Here is a 13,725-nt window from a genome sequence, read left to right as displayed (position 1 = left end):
CTGTCGAATTACCCTTTCGAGACGCCTTCGGTGAATGGGTTCAGGTAAGGCACGTCGAGAATCGCAAAATGCCGGGTGTTGGCCGTCAAAACTGACAGGCCGTGCAAACGGGCAGCAGCTGCGATCAGAACGTCCGCCAGACCCGGATTGGCGCCTCTGGCGATCGTGGCATCTTCGAGTTTTCCAGCTTCTCGCGCGATAGCTAAGTCGATGGGAAGGATGCGCTGGTTGAACTCCAGAAGCAACCTTTCGAACCACTCATTGATGCGCTCTGCCTTCATATGTCCGCCCGCCCGCTTCAGTTTCGCAAGATAACTATCGACGAGAGCTGCCAAGAGCCGCGTTCTCTTTGTTCGGCAAGCCAGTTCTGCACGTGTGACGGAAGCAGAGGCCGACCAGGTGCAAATGCCGAGAGAAAAGACTTATCAAGCAGATAGCCGGTCAAAACTCCACTTACCGCGACGGCGATTCGTTTCGCTCAAGCTCGATGCCGCCTGGATACCGAAGCAGGAAATCCACGAAGTCTTTTTGGCTGTTCTGCGGATAAAGTTTCCGTCCCTCACCGATTGACACCACCATGACTGCGGGCTTGCCGTGCTTGGTGATAACCGTGGGCTCACCGTTCTCAGCAGCCTCCACGAGCGCGGAAAGGCTGGCCTTTGCCTCTCGTAGTTGCATCGTCTTCATGCGCGGAACCCCTTGTGGTATCATGTAGCCACAAATAGGAATTGTGCAGAAAAAAACAGCCGGTCGTGTAACATCCTGTTAGCCCGGTCGAGACAACGGCGCGCGCGTTGGGCTGACGCGCCCTGCATATTGCCGACGGCCATCTGGCGCATGTCAGTTGCTTCGCTAGAATGTCCGAAATTTCGACTATGCATTTACGAGGGGACAAGATGGAATTTGCGTTTCCGTGGCCGATGAGCCAGGGCGAGTGGCTGGCATGGTCGAGCGCGGTCGCGACCTTGTTGCTCGGCCTATTGCTATTCCTGGCGCCACAGCTGGCATTCCGCATCCTGCGGCTGCAGGTCAAGCCGGAGAAGGCGGCGGCGATCGCCGAGGGGCGCGGCAGGATGTCGGGCTTCTATCTCGGCGTCAGCCTATGTTGCATTCTGCTGGCACAACCATGGCTCTACATGGCGCTCGGCTTCTCCTGGCTGTTCACCGCCTTCGGCCGGCTGCTGTCGATGATGTCGGATGGCGCCAACACACCTTTCAACTGGGGTTCCATCGTCGTCGAACTGGTGCTGGCCGCCTTGCCGCTCGCCTTCGTCTTCGGCTTTTTGCCCTGAATCAGGGATCAATCCGGGGTTGGTTGCTGAACTCGGCCAGCGGATGCGACAATAGTGCCTGAAAACCATGCCGGACGACGCATTGCGGTCTGAAAATCCCTGTGCTAGACGGCAATCGACTTTCGACCGGGGATAGCGGAAGCCGCGCCTCCGTGCTTGGAAAAATGCAGTAAGGTCAAAGATTTAGCCAGAGTTTTTGCTCGCGCCAACAATCTGCGGCCTGTCAGACAAGAGAAAAGACGGTCCGTGGCCCAATCGTCATCGCCAATCTCAGGTGTCGCAGAACGCTATGCGGGTTCGCTGTTCGAACTCGCGCTGCAGGCCAATTCGGTCGCGAGCGTCGAGGCCGACCTCAACAGGTTCGAAGCCATGCTCGAAGGCAGCGCTGACCTTTCGCGGCTGATCAGGAGCCCGGTCTTCTCCAGCGAGGACCAGGCCAAGGCGATCGCCGCGATCGCCGACAAAGCAGGGATTGCCGGCCTCACCGGCAATTTCCTGCGCGTCGTTGCCCAGAATCGCCGGCTGTTTGCCGTGCCCGGCATGATCAAGGCGTTCCGCCAGATCGCCGCCGAACACCGTGGCGAGACCGCTGCGGAGGTCACCTCGGCGCATGCGCTGACGCCTGCCCAGGAAACCGAGCTGAAAGCGGCGCTGAAAAGCGTCGCCGGCAAGGACGTGGCGATCACGGTCACCGTCGATCCGTCGCTGCTCGGCGGACTGGTGGTCAAGATCGGGTCGCGCCAGATCGATACGTCGCTCAAAACCAAACTCAATTCGCTCAAGCTTGCACTGAAAGAGGTCGGCTGATGGACATCCGCGCCGCGGAAATTTCCGCAATTCTGAAAGACCAGATCAAGAATTTCGGCAAGGAGGCCGAGGTCTCCGAAGTCGGCCAGGTGCTGTCTGTCGGTGACGGTATCGCCCGCGTCTACGGTCTCGACAATGTCCAGGCCGGCGAGATGGTCGAGTTCCCCGGCGGCATCCGCGGCATGGCGCTCAACCTCGAAGCCGACAATGTCGGCGTCGTCATCTTCGGCGCTGACCGCGACATCAAGGAAGGCGACACCGTCAAGCGCACCGGCGCCATCGTCGATACGCCCGTCGGCATGGGCTTGCTCGGCCGCGTCGTCGACGCGCTCGGCAACCCGATCGACGGCAAAGGCCCGATCCAGGCCACCGAGCGCAAGCGCGTCGACGTCAAGGCGCCCGGCATCATCCCGCGCAAATCGGTGAACGAGCCAATGTCGACCGGCCTCAAGGCCATCGACGCGCTGATCCCGGTCGGCCGCGGCCAGCGCGAACTGGTCATCGGCGACCGCCAGACCGGCAAGACCGCGATCATCCTTGACACCATGCTCAACCAGAAATCGGTGCACGACCACGGCCCTGAGAAGGAAAAGCTGTACTGCGTCTATGTCGCCGTCGGCCAGAAGCGCTCGACGGTGGCGCAGTTCGTCAAGGTCCTGGAAGAGCGCGGCGCACTCGACTATTCGATCATCATCGCCGCGACTGCCTCCGATCCGGCGCCGATGCAGTTCCTGGCGCCGTTCACCGCCTGCACCATGGGCGAATATTTCCGCGACAACGGCATGCACGCGCTGATCAGCTACGACGATCTGTCGAAGCAAGCCGTCGCCTATCGCCAGATGTCGCTGCTGCTGCGCCGTCCGCCGGGCCGCGAGGCCTATCCGGGTGACGTCTTCTACCTGCACTCGCGCCTGCTTGAGCGCGCCGCCAAGCTCAATGACGAAAATGGCGGCGGTTCGCTGACGGCGCTGCCGATCATCGAGACGCAGGCCAACGACGTTTCGGCCTACATCCCGACCAACGTGATCTCGATCACCGACGGCCAGATCTTCCTGGAAACCAATCTGTTCTTCCAGGGCGTCCGTCCGGCGGTCAATGTCGGCCTGTCGGTGTCGCGGGTCGGCTCCTCGGCGCAAATCAAGGCGATGAAGCAGGTTGCCGGATCGATCAAGGGCGAGCTTGCGCAGTACCGCGAAATGGCTGCTTTCGCGCAGTTCGGCTCCGACCTCGATGCCGCCACGCAACGCCTGCTCAACCGCGGCTCGCGCCTGACCGAGCTGCTGAAGCAGCCGCAATTCTCGCCGCTCAAAGTCGAGGAGCAGGTCGCGGTGATCTTCGCCGGCGTCAACGGCTATCTCGACAAGCTTGCGATCAACCAGGTCGGCAAGTTCGAGCATGGCCTGTTGTCGCATATGCGCTCGGCCGGCAAGGACGTGCTCGACGGCATCCGCAAGGAGAAGGCGCTGTCCGACGATCTGCGCGCCAGGCTGAAGGCAGAAATCGACGCCTTCGCCAAGACCTTTGCTTGAGCAGGACGGACGGGATCAGGTTTGAAGCATGCCTTCGTTAAAAGACCTTCGTAACCGAATCGCCTCGGTCAAGGCGACGCAGAAGATCACCAAGGCGATGCAGATGGTCGCCGCGGCGAAGCTGCGTCGCGCGCAGGAAGCGGCGGAAGCGGCGCGTCCCTATTCGGAGCGCATGGGCGCGGTGCTGGCCAACATCACCCAGGCGATCGGCGACGGCGGCGATGCCCCGGCGCTGATGACCGGCACCGGCAAGGACGACGTGCATCTGCTTGTCGTCTGCACGGCCGAACGCGGTCTGTGCGGCGGTTTCAATTCGCAGATCGCCCGCTTTGCCCGCGACCACATCCGCAAGCTTCTGGCCGACGGCAAGCAGGTCAAGATCATCTGCGTCGGCAAGAAGGGGTTCGACATATTGCGCCGCGACTACGGGGCATTGATCATCGAGCGTGTCGATCTGCGCGAGGTCAAGACGCTGGGCTTCGTCAATGCCGATGCCATCGCCAAGAAGGTGATCCACCTGTTCAACGAAGGCGGCTTCGACATCTGCACGCTGTTCTATTCGCAGTTCAAGTCGGTGATCAGCCAGATCCCGACGGCGCAGCAAATTATCCCGGCGGGCACGCCTTCGGCTGCCGCGGAAGTGAAGGATGGCGGCAGCGCCGTCTATGAATACGAGCCGGAGCCGGGCGAAATCCTCTCCGATCTCATCCCGCGCAACATTTCCGTGCAGGTTTTTCGCGCGCTGCTCGAGAATGCTGCCGGCGAGATGGGCGCCAAGATGAGCGCCATGGACAATGCGACGCGCAACGCCGGCGACATGATCAACAAATTGTCGATCACCTACAACCGCCAGCGGCAGGCGCAGATCACCAAGGAATTGATCGAAATCATTTCGGGCGCCGAGGCGCTCTAGGCACGCTCACAAGGAGGTCATCGACCTCAAGCGTGTGAGAAACAAAGAGACGAAAAGGGTAAAGACGATGGCGAAAGCAGCGACCCCGAAGACGGCAGCCCCTAAGGCCGCGGCACCAGCAAACGCTGCGGCAGCAACCAAGGCCGCTCCGGCCAAGAAGGCGGCAGCAACCAAGGCCGCCGCTGTGAATACGCCGGCCGCCACCATCAAGAAAACCGGCCTGGCCGGCAAGGTTCGGCAGGTCATCGGCGCCGTTGTCGACGTCCAGTTCGGCGAACATCTGCCGGCGATCCTGAACGCGCTTGAGACGATCAACGTCGGCAATCGCCTGGTGCTCGAGGTTGCCCAGCATCTGGGCGAGAACACCGTGCGCTGCATCGCCATGGACTCGACCGAAGGTCTGGTCCGCGGCCAGGACGTCTATGACACCGGTGCACCGATTACCGTGCCGGTCGGCCCGGGCATGCTCGGCCGCATCATCAATGTCATCGGCGAGCCGGTCGACGAGGCAGGCCCAGTCGACGGCATCGAGATGCGCTCGATCCACCAGCCGGCGCCGACCTATGTCGAGCAGTCGACGGAAGCGCAGATCCTGGTCACCGGCATCAAGGTGCTCGACCTGCTGGCCCCCTATGCCCGCGGCGGCAAGATCGGCCTGTTCGGCGGCGCCGGCGTCGGCAAGACGGTGCTGATCCAGGAACTGATCAACAACGTCGCCAAGGCGCATGGCGGCTTCTCGGTGTTCGCCGGCGTCGGCGAGCGCACCCGCGAAGGCAACGATCTCTATCACGAGTTCATCGAGTCCGGCGTCAACAAGAAGGGCGGCGGCGAAGGCTCCAAGGCGGCGCTCGTCTATGGCCAGATGAACGAGCCGCCGGGCGCGCGCGCTCGCGTCGGCCTGACCGGCCTGACGGTTGCCGAGTATTTCCGCGACCAGGGCCAGGATGTGCTGTTCTTCGTAGACAACATCTTCCGCTTCACGCAGGCGGGCTCGGAAGTGTCGGCGCTGCTCGGCCGCATTCCTTCGGCCGTGGGCTACCAGCCGACACTTGCCACCGACATGGGCGCGCTGCAGGAGCGTATCACCACAACGACCAAGGGTTCGATCACCTCGGTGCAGGCGATCTATGTGCCGGCCGACGACCTGACCGACCCGGCACCGGCGACCTCGTTCGCCCACCTCGACGCGACGACCGTGCTCAACCGCGCGATTTCGGAAAAGGGCATCTATCCGGCCGTCGATCCGCTCGATTCGACCTCGCGCATGCTTGACCCGATGGTTGTCGGCGAAGAGCATTACCAGGTCGCCCGCCAGGTGCAGTCGATCCTTCAGCGCTACAAGTCGCTGCAGGACATCATCGCCATCCTGGGCATGGACGAGCTGTCGGAAGAGGATAAGCAGACCGTGGCCCGCGCCCGCAAGATCGAGCGCTTCCTGTCGCAGCCCTTCTTCGTCGCCGAAGTGTTCACCGGCGCACCGGGCAAGCTGGTCGACCTCGCCGACACCATCAAGGGCTTCAAGGGCCTTTGCAACGGCGATTACGACCATCTGCCGGAGGCCGCCTTCTACATGGTCGGCGGCATCGAGGAAGCGGTCGAGAAGGCACAGCGCCTGGCCGCTGAAGCGGCCTGATGGTGAATGGTCAATAGTGAATTGTGAATGGGGAGTAGCGGATAGGAAATCGGGGCTGAGTGAAGGTCATTCTTTCTGACCGTTCACCATTCACCATTCACCAGTCGCTAAATTGATCATGCCTGAAGCTTTCAAATTCGAACTGGTCTCGCCGGAGCGCCTCTTGGTTTCCGAGCAGGTCGAATCCGTCGTCATCCCGGGCGCCGAAGGCGAGATGACTGTCATGGCGCATCACGCGCCGGTCATGACCACAATCAAGCCGGGCGTCGTTACGCTGAAGACCGCGCAAGGCAAGGAAGAGCGCTATGTGGTGTTCGGCGGCTTTGCCGACATCGTTCCGGCCGGCTGCACGCTTCTGGCGGAATCGGCTGTGGCCGTCGGCGACATCGACCGCGCCGACCTTGCCCGCCGCATCCAGGAGGCGAGGGAAGACGCCGCCGACGCCAAGGACGACCAGACCCGCAGCAAGGCCGAGCAGTTCCTCAACCAGCTCACCACGCTCGAAGGCGCCATCCTGCCGGCGTGAGTTCCGCTCAAATGACTAACTGAAAAAGCGGGCTTGCCCCGCTTTTTTGTTTGGTGGACAGTCTGGCTGGCTTGGCGTGGGGGGTGGCCGATGACAGAACAAGCAGTGCAACAAGAAACTATCTCGCGATCCAGATGGTCGACGGCCCTCGTTTCGGCCTTTGGCGGCCCGTTTGGCGGGTTCCTCTGGATCGGCAGCGGCAAACTGGCGGTCGCCAGCCTGGTGGTGATCAGCGTCGTCGTTTTCGCGCTTGTTTACATTGGCTTTCCGGTATTGCCTGGCGTCGATCTTGCTTGGTGGGCCAATTTTTCAGGGATCGGTTTGATGGCCCTGTGGGCATCGATCGTTGTTCCCTTCGCGCACCGGTTCAAGCCGGACAGATGGTACGCGCGTGGGCTTTCGGTGCTGGTGCTCGTCTTTCTGACCTCGTATCCGGCTGCATTCGCAATACGCGCGTTCCTGCTCCAGCCTTTTTCGATTCCCTCCAGCAGCATGGTGCCGACGTTGCAGGAAGGCGACTATCTCTTCGTCTCCAAAATGGCATACGGCTACAGCCGCTACAGCGAGCCGTTCAACTTGCTTCCCGTTGATGGACGTATATTCGGCGCGGAACCCAAAAGGGGAGATGTGGTTGTCTTCAAGTTCCCGCCCGATCCGAGCGTGGACTACATCCAGCGGATCGTCGGCCTTCCCGGCGAGAAGATCCAGATCATCGACGGGGTGCTTCATATCAACGATGTCGCAGTGGGACTCGACGATATTGGTACTTTTTCGTCCGACGAGTTCTCGAGAGCCAAACTCCAAAGCGAAACCTTGCCGGGGGGTGTCACCCATTCCGTTCTCAACCTCACCGACAACTCGATCGGCGACAATACGCGCGTGTTTGAGGTGCCCGAAGGCCACTACTTCGTGCTTGGTGACAATCGCGACAATGCCTCCGACAGCCGGTTCAGTGTCGGGTTTGTCCCCTATGAAAATCTGGTCGGCAAGGCCGTGCGGCTGTTCTGGAATTCCAAAGGCGTCGACTATTCGTCCCGACAAATATTGGATTCGTCAGGCAAATAGCTCAAACCGTCAGTGCCTCTACTGCGCGCATCACGCCGCGCAGTTCGGCGAGGCCCTTCAGCCGTCCGATGCAGGAATAGCCGGGGTTCACCTTCTTGCCGATGTCGTCGACGATGGCGTGGCCATGGTCGGGACGCATCGGAATCTGCCAGTCCGCCCTGCCTGCCGCCTTGCGCCGCCGCTCTTCGCCAATCAGCGCCGACACGACCGCCACCATGTCGGTGTCGCCGTCGAGGTGCTCGGCTTCGTGGAAGGAGCCGTCTGGCTCCTTGGTGACGTTGCGCAGATGGGCGAAATGGATGTTTTCGGCGAAGGCCTTGGCCATTGCGGGCAGATCGTTCTGCGCGCCCGCGCCGTAGGAGCCGGTGCACAGTGTCAGCCCGTTTGCCGGCGAAGCGACGGCGTCGAGCAGCGCGCGGGCATCGGCTGCCTTGGAAACGATTCGCGGCAGGCCGAACAGCGAAAAAGGCGGATCGTCGGGGTGGATCGCCATCCTGAGGCCGGCCTCTTCGGCCACCGGCACGATCTCGCGCAGGAAGGCAAACAGGTTTTCGCGCAGGCCTTCGGTGGAGACGTCCTTGTAGAGGTCGAGGGCGCGGCGGAAGCTTGCCCGATCGAAGATGAATTCGCGCGCCGGGACCCAGCCGATCAGGTTGCGCTCCAGCCTTGCCTTGTCGCTGTCGCTCATCCCTTGCAGTCGCACACGCGCGGCCTCGACGCGGGCCGGTGGGTGATCGGCCTCCGCCCCTTCTCGCTCAAGGATGAAGACGTCATAGGCGCAGAGCTCGACGACATCGAAGCGGAGCGCCGTGCCGCCATGCGGCATCGGGTAATCGAGGTCCGTCCGCGTCCAGTCGGTGATCGCCATGAAATTATAGCAGACGGTGTTCATACCGGCGGCGGCGACGGCGCGGATCGAAGCCTTGTAATTGTCGATCAGGCTGCGCCAGTCGCCGCTGCGGGTCTTGATGTCCTCGTGCACGACGATGCTCTCGACCACGTCCCAGGTCAGCCCTGCTGCCTCGATCTCGGCCTTGCGCCTGGCGATCTCGTCTGCCGGCCAGGCGCGGCCGTCGTTGAGGTGGTGCAGCGCGCTGACGATGCCGACGGCGCCGGCTTGACGGACATGGGCAAGCGTCACCGGATCGTCCGGCCCGAACCAGCGCCAGGTCTGTCTCATGGCTTCTCACTCCCTATGCCAAGCGCCGCCAAAGCTGCGGCAGTGCCGCCCCGCCGCAGGCGCTCGAGATGGGCTGCCGTCAGATCGATCAGTGTCATGCGGTGGGCATGATCCTTGGCGAAGCCGGCGAGATCGAACATCGCTGTCACCGTTTCACCAGCCGGCCGGCTGCCGAGCGCCGTAAGCCGAGTGTCGATCGGGTCGGTGAAATGGGCTTCCGGCAAGGTTTTGCCGCGCGCCTCGCAAGCGGTGATCCAGGCCGCCACCACCAGCATGAGATGCGCGGGCGGGTCACCGGCACCCAGCCGATCGAGGGCCGAGGCGACGATGCGCTGCGGCAGCTTCTGGCTGCCGTCATTGGCGATCTGCGCAGTGCGATGGGCGAGCGCGGTGTTCGAATAGCGTTCGGCGAGCTGGGCCGTGTAGCCGGCCGTATCGAGCCCGGCGTCCTGCGGCAGCGTCGGGATGGCCTCGGCCCATAGTCCGTCGACGAATTGCCGGATCGCCGGATTGGCAAAGGCGCGGTCGACCGTGTCGTAGCCGCTGAGCAGGCCGAGATAGGCGATTGCCGAATGCGAGCCGTTGAGCAGCCGCAGCTTCATGTCCTCGAAGGGCCCGACGTCGCCGACCATGGTGACGCCGAACTTTTCCCAGGCCGGCCTGCCAGCCGGGAAATCGTCTTCGACCACCCATTGGCAGAACGGCTCGGTCATCACCGGCCAGGCATCCTCGACGCCGAGCTCGACGGCGATACGCGCCCGGTCGGCGTCGGTAGTCGCCGGCACGATACGGTCGACCATGCTCGACGGAAACGCGACGCCGTCGGCGATGTGTGCGGCGAGCCTAGCATCGCCTGAAGTGGCGAGCCTGGCATCGCCTGAAGTGGCGAGCCTGGCATCGCCTGAAGTGGCGAGCCTGGCATCGCGCAGTGCGGCGAATTCGACCAGCAGGCGGTGCAGCGTGGCGCCATTGGCCGGAAGGTTGTCGCAGCAGAGCACGGTGAAAGGCTGGATGCCGGCGGCACGGCGGCGCGACAGCGCCTCGGTCAGGAAACCATGCGCCGTCCGTGGCATTTGCGGGTTGGCCAGATCATGGACGATGTCGGGGTGGGTATTGTCGAGGCCGCCGCCGGCTGCCCTCAAATAGGCCTTTTCGGTGATCGTCAGCGTGACGATGCGGGTGCGCGGATCGGTCAGGGCGGCGAGCACCGCAGCCGGATCTTCCGGCGCCACCAGCAGCGACAGGATCGAGCCGACGACGCGCAGCTCTTCGCCGATGCTGCTCCTGATCGCCAGCGTGTAGAGGCCATCCTGCGGCTCCAGTGCGTCGCGCGTGTCAGGACTGCGCAAGGACACGCCGACAATGCCCCAGTCCGCCTCTCCCGCCGCCAGGCAGTCGTCGACATAGGCCGCCTGGTGGGCGCGATGGAAGGCACCGACACCGAGATGGACGATGCCCGGTGCGCCGCCGCCGCGGGCGTAGCGCGGAACCGTGACCGAAGCCGGCAGTGCCTTCAGCGTGCTGTAGGAAAGGCGTCTATTGGTCATTGCGCCACGTGTCTGATCGAGATTGTTGGGTCACTGCTGTCAGGCGGCGTAACACCCGATGCCGTCACGCACAATGGGCAATGGCCGACGAAAAGTCATCATACAACAACCCAGTTTTTGTATGTTGACATTATTTCTTTCCAACCCTACCGATGTCCGGATTGGGAGGATTTGCGTGGCCGCATTGACGGATCCGGATTTGCTGTTTGCCGCCGAGGCGCGCCCGCGTTCGCTGGCCCGTGATCTCTACGCCGCGGCCAAGGACCTGCCGATCGTCAGCCCGCACGGCCACACCGATCCGCGCTGGTATGCGCTCAACGAGGCGTTTCCCGATCCGGCGCAGTTGCTGATCGTGCCGGACCACTACATTTTCCGCATGCTGTTCAGCCAGGGCGTTCGGCTTGAGGAGCTTGGGGTGCCGACGCTTGACGGCTCGCCGGTGGAAACCGACGGCAGAACGATCTGGCGGCGCTTCGCCGAGCATTATTACCTGTTCCGGGGTACGCCGACCCGGCTGTGGTTCGACCATGTGCTTGCCCATCTGTTCGGCATCGACGAGCCGCTGACGGCCGCAACCGCCGACCGCCATTACGATATGATCTCGACCTTGCTGCAGTGGGAGAATTTTCGCCCGCGAGCGCTGTTCGAGCGCTTCAACATTGAAGTCATCGCAACGACCGAAGGCGCGCTCGACGATCTCAGATGGCACCAGATGATCCGCGACAGCGGCTGGGAGGGCCGCGTCATCACCGCCTATCGGCCGGATGCGATCGTCGATCCCGACTTCGAAGGGTTCTCGGCCAATCTCGACCGGCTTGGCGAGATCACCGGGTGCGATACCGGCAATTGGACAGGCTATCTCGAGGCGCACCGCCAGCGGCGCGCCTTCTTCAAGAGTTTCGGTGCGACTTCCTCCGATCACGGCCATCCGACGGCCGAAACCGCCAATCTCTCGGATGCCGCCGCGCAGGAGCTGTTCAACCGCATCCGCCGGGGCTCGGACGACGAGCGCGAGCGAAAGCTGTTCCGCGCCCAGATGCTGACCGAGATGGCCAAGATGAGCCGCGACGACGGGCTGGTCCTGCAGATCCATCCCGGCTCCTGGCGCAATCATTCGCCGGCTATCTTTCACAAGTTCGGCAGGGACAAAGGCTTCGATATTCCGACCCGAACCGACTATGTGACGGCGCTGAAGCCGTTGCTCGACTGCGTCGGGCTGGAGCGCGACCTCACCATCATCCTCTTCACGCTCGACGAGACCAGCTATGCGCGCGAGCTGGCGCCGCTCGCCGGCGTCTACCCGGCATTGAAGCTCGGCCCGGCCTGGTGGTTCCACGACAGCCCCGAAGGCATGCGCCGGTTCCGTGAGATGACCACCGAAACGGCCGGTTTCTACAACACCGTCGGTTTCAACGACGACACCCGCGCCTTTCCATCCATACCGGCCCGCCATGATGTGGCGCGCCGGGTCGATTGCGCATATCTGGCGCGTCTCGTCGCCGAGCATCGGCTCGGCGAGGACGAGGCGCACGAGCTGGCGCAGGAACTTGCCTATACGCTCGCGAAAAAGGCGTACCGGCTCTAACGGCGCTTGCCGCCATCGTTCAAACGGGAGGAAACCAATGCTGCATTTTTCAAGACTGGCGGGAGCTACGCTACTTGCCGCCGCACTGCTGGCCGGATCGGCAAGCGCCCAGACGGTCCTGCGCTCGTCCGACACGCACCCGGACGGCTATCCGACGGTCGAGGCGGTCAAATATTTCGGCGAGCTGGTGAAGGAGCGCACGGCCGGCCGCTATGTGGTCGAGATCTATCCTTCCGCGCAACTCGGCGAGGAAAAGGACACGATCGAGCAGGTGCGTACCGGCGTGATCGATCTCAACCGCGTCTCGATGGCGCCGTTCAACGGGCTCATCCCGGAGACCACCGTGCCCTCGCTGCCCTACATCTTCCGTTCGGAAGAGCATATGCACAAGGTCATGGACGGGGCGATCGGCGACCAGATCGCGGCGGCGTTCGACCAGGTCGGGCTGGTGCTGCTCGCCTTTTACGACGGCGGCTCGCGCTCCTTCTACAATTCGAAGAAGCCGATCAACACCGTGGCCGACATGGCCGGGATGAAGTTCCGCGTCATCCAGTCCGACATCTTCGTCGACATGGTGGCGGCACTCGGCGCCAACGCGACGCCGATGCCGTATGGCGAGGTGTATTCGGCGATCGAGACCGGAGTCATCGACGGCGCGGAGAACAATTTTCCGAGCTACGACACCGCCAAGCATGCGGAAGTCGCCAAGTACTATTCGCTCGACGAGCACACGATGGTGCCGGAAGCCTTCGTCATGGCGAAGTCGAGCTGGGACAAGCTGACGCCGGAAGACCAGGCGATCTTCAAGGCGGCCGCCAAGGAAAGCGTCGCCAAGCAGCGCGAGCTGTGGACCGCCAAGGTCAAGGAATCGCGCGCCAAGGTCGAGGCGGCCGGTTCGCAGATCACGACGCCGGACAAGCAGCCCTTCATCGACGCGATGGGGCCGGTCTACGAGAAGCACGTCAAGGACGACAAGCTGAAGGCCATGGTCGAAGCCATCAAGGCCGTGCAGTGATCAAGCGGCGGCGCGGACATTCCGTGCCGCCATCCTCCTGGGGAGAAAACCGGTGACTTCCAGCCCAAGACCAACACCGCTCCTGTCCGGCGTCGCGCAAGTGATGTCGCGCGTCAGCACGGCGGCGCTGTCGATCGCCGGCATCGGGCTGGTGCTGATGACCGCCTTCGTCGCCTGGCAGGTGTTCGGCCGCTATGTTCTGAACCGCTCGCCGAGCTGGACCGAGCCGGGCTCGGTGATGCTGATGAGCTGGTTCATTTTCCTCGGCGCTGCCGTCGGTGTGCGCGAGAACTACCATCTTGGCTTCGACGTACTGCTCTACGTGCTGCCGAAAGGCGGCAAGCGCTGGCTGCGGATGATTTCGGATCTTGTCGCGCTCGCCTTCGGCATCGGCATGATCTGGTATGGCAGCCAGCTGGTCGCATTGACCTGGGGCTCCGTCTTGCCGTCACTCGGCATATCGGGGGGCTGGGACTATGTCCCGCTTGTCGCGGGAGGCGCGCTCATCGTGCTCTTCACGCTGGAGCGCATCGTGCTTCGCCTCTCCGGCGCGCCGATCGACGATGCCCTCGATGAACTGCCGCCGGCCGAAGTCGCGGCCGAACTCGACACCGCCAACGTGAAGGTCTGACG

14 protein-coding genes are annotated in these 13,725 nt (G+C 62.9%); 10 read left to right on the top strand and 4 right to left on the bottom strand.

The genetic code is table 11. The features are described 5' to 3' along the window. Positions 1–8 precede the first annotated feature (8 nt). Complete coding sequence (locus NKJ13_RS14000) at positions 9–335, bottom strand: PIN domain-containing protein (RefSeq protein WP_352701318.1); 327 nt, start codon at positions 333–335, stop codon at positions 9–11. A gap of 118 nt (positions 336–453) precedes the next feature. After that, positions 454–687, bottom strand: a complete 234-nt coding sequence (locus NKJ13_RS13995) for a type II toxin-antitoxin system Phd/YefM family antitoxin (protein WP_254820451.1) — start codon at positions 685–687, stop codon at positions 454–456. Positions 688–896: 209 nt separating this feature from the next. Here NKJ13_RS13995 and NKJ13_RS13990 point away from each other — a divergent pair, with 209 nt between their 5' ends. The 7 genes from NKJ13_RS13990 to lepB all read left to right on the top strand — a co-directional run bounded on the left by NKJ13_RS13990 (position 897) and on the right by lepB (position 7,765). Continuing rightward, the gene (locus NKJ13_RS13990) at positions 897–1,292 is read left to right on the top strand and encodes an AGROH133_08824 family phage infection protein (RefSeq protein WP_352701319.1); all 396 of its coding nucleotides are present in this window, start codon (positions 897–899) and stop codon (positions 1,290–1,292) included. 246 nt (positions 1,293–1,538) lie between these two features. Next, on the top strand, positions 1,539–2,099 hold the full coding sequence (locus NKJ13_RS13985) for a F0F1 ATP synthase subunit delta (RefSeq protein WP_352648921.1): 561 nt from the start codon (positions 1,539–1,541) through the stop codon (positions 2,097–2,099). Next, complete coding sequence (atpA, locus tag NKJ13_RS13980; RefSeq protein ID WP_352648923.1) at positions 2,099–3,628, top strand: F0F1 ATP synthase subunit alpha; 1,530 nt, start codon at positions 2,099–2,101, stop codon at positions 3,626–3,628. The genes NKJ13_RS13985 and atpA overlap by 1 nt, the downstream gene beginning before the upstream one ends. Before the next feature lie 28 nt (positions 3,629–3,656). After that, positions 3,657–4,541, top strand: coding sequence for a F0F1 ATP synthase subunit gamma (locus tag NKJ13_RS13975; protein ID WP_352701321.1), 885 nt, complete (start codon positions 3,657–3,659; stop codon positions 4,539–4,541). Between the two features lie 67 nt (positions 4,542–4,608). Continuing rightward, on the top strand, positions 4,609–6,174 hold the full coding sequence (gene atpD / locus NKJ13_RS13970; protein WP_352740031.1) for a F0F1 ATP synthase subunit beta: 1,566 nt from the start codon (positions 4,609–4,611) through the stop codon (positions 6,172–6,174). Positions 6,175–6,292: 118 nt separating this feature from the next. Beyond that, the gene (locus NKJ13_RS13965) at positions 6,293–6,700 is read left to right on the top strand and encodes a F0F1 ATP synthase subunit epsilon (protein WP_352489184.1); all 408 of its coding nucleotides are present in this window, start codon (positions 6,293–6,295) and stop codon (positions 6,698–6,700) included. Positions 6,701–6,790: 90 nt separating this feature from the next. Further along, complete coding sequence (gene lepB / locus NKJ13_RS13960) at positions 6,791–7,765, top strand: signal peptidase I (RefSeq protein ID WP_502899819.1); 975 nt, start codon at positions 6,791–6,793, stop codon at positions 7,763–7,765. A gap of 1 nt (position 7,766) precedes the next feature. On the opposite strand, the gene uxuA is transcribed toward lepB, so the two are convergent. Together uxuA and NKJ13_RS13950 are read right to left on the bottom strand one after the other, a co-directional pair. Beyond that, positions 7,767–8,945 (bottom strand): mannonate dehydratase, encoded by a 1,179-nt coding sequence (gene uxuA, locus NKJ13_RS13955; RefSeq protein ID WP_352740029.1) that lies wholly within the window; start codon positions 8,943–8,945, stop codon positions 7,767–7,769. Continuing rightward, complete coding sequence (locus NKJ13_RS13950; protein WP_352740027.1) at positions 8,942–10,492, bottom strand: mannitol dehydrogenase family protein; 1,551 nt, start codon at positions 10,490–10,492, stop codon at positions 8,942–8,944. Before NKJ13_RS13950 ends, uxuA begins: the two co-directional genes overlap by 4 nt. Positions 10,493–10,667: 175 nt before the next feature. On the opposite strand from NKJ13_RS13950, the gene uxaC reads away from it, so the two are divergent. From uxaC to NKJ13_RS13935, 3 genes are all read left to right on the top strand, one after another. After that, positions 10,668–12,077, top strand: coding sequence for a glucuronate isomerase (gene uxaC, locus NKJ13_RS13945; protein WP_352740026.1), 1,410 nt, complete (start codon positions 10,668–10,670; stop codon positions 12,075–12,077). 37 nt (positions 12,078–12,114) lie between these two features. Beyond that, complete coding sequence (locus NKJ13_RS13940; protein ID WP_023678091.1) at positions 12,115–13,092, top strand: TRAP transporter substrate-binding protein; 978 nt, start codon at positions 12,115–12,117, stop codon at positions 13,090–13,092. A gap of 103 nt (positions 13,093–13,195) precedes the next feature. Further along, positions 13,196–13,723: a TRAP transporter small permease gene (locus NKJ13_RS13935; protein WP_023719697.1), complete on the top strand. Its 528-nt coding sequence runs from the start codon at positions 13,196–13,198 to the stop codon at positions 13,721–13,723. The last annotated feature ends 2 nt before the right edge of the window (positions 13,724–13,725 follow it).

This window comes from Mesorhizobium sp. M0174 (assembly GCF_040322275.1).
Lineage (GTDB): Bacteria > Pseudomonadota > Alphaproteobacteria > Rhizobiales > Rhizobiaceae > Mesorhizobium.
The sequence above is the reverse complement of the archived record's forward strand: the minus strand, read 5'-3'. Positions and strand labels throughout refer to the sequence as shown.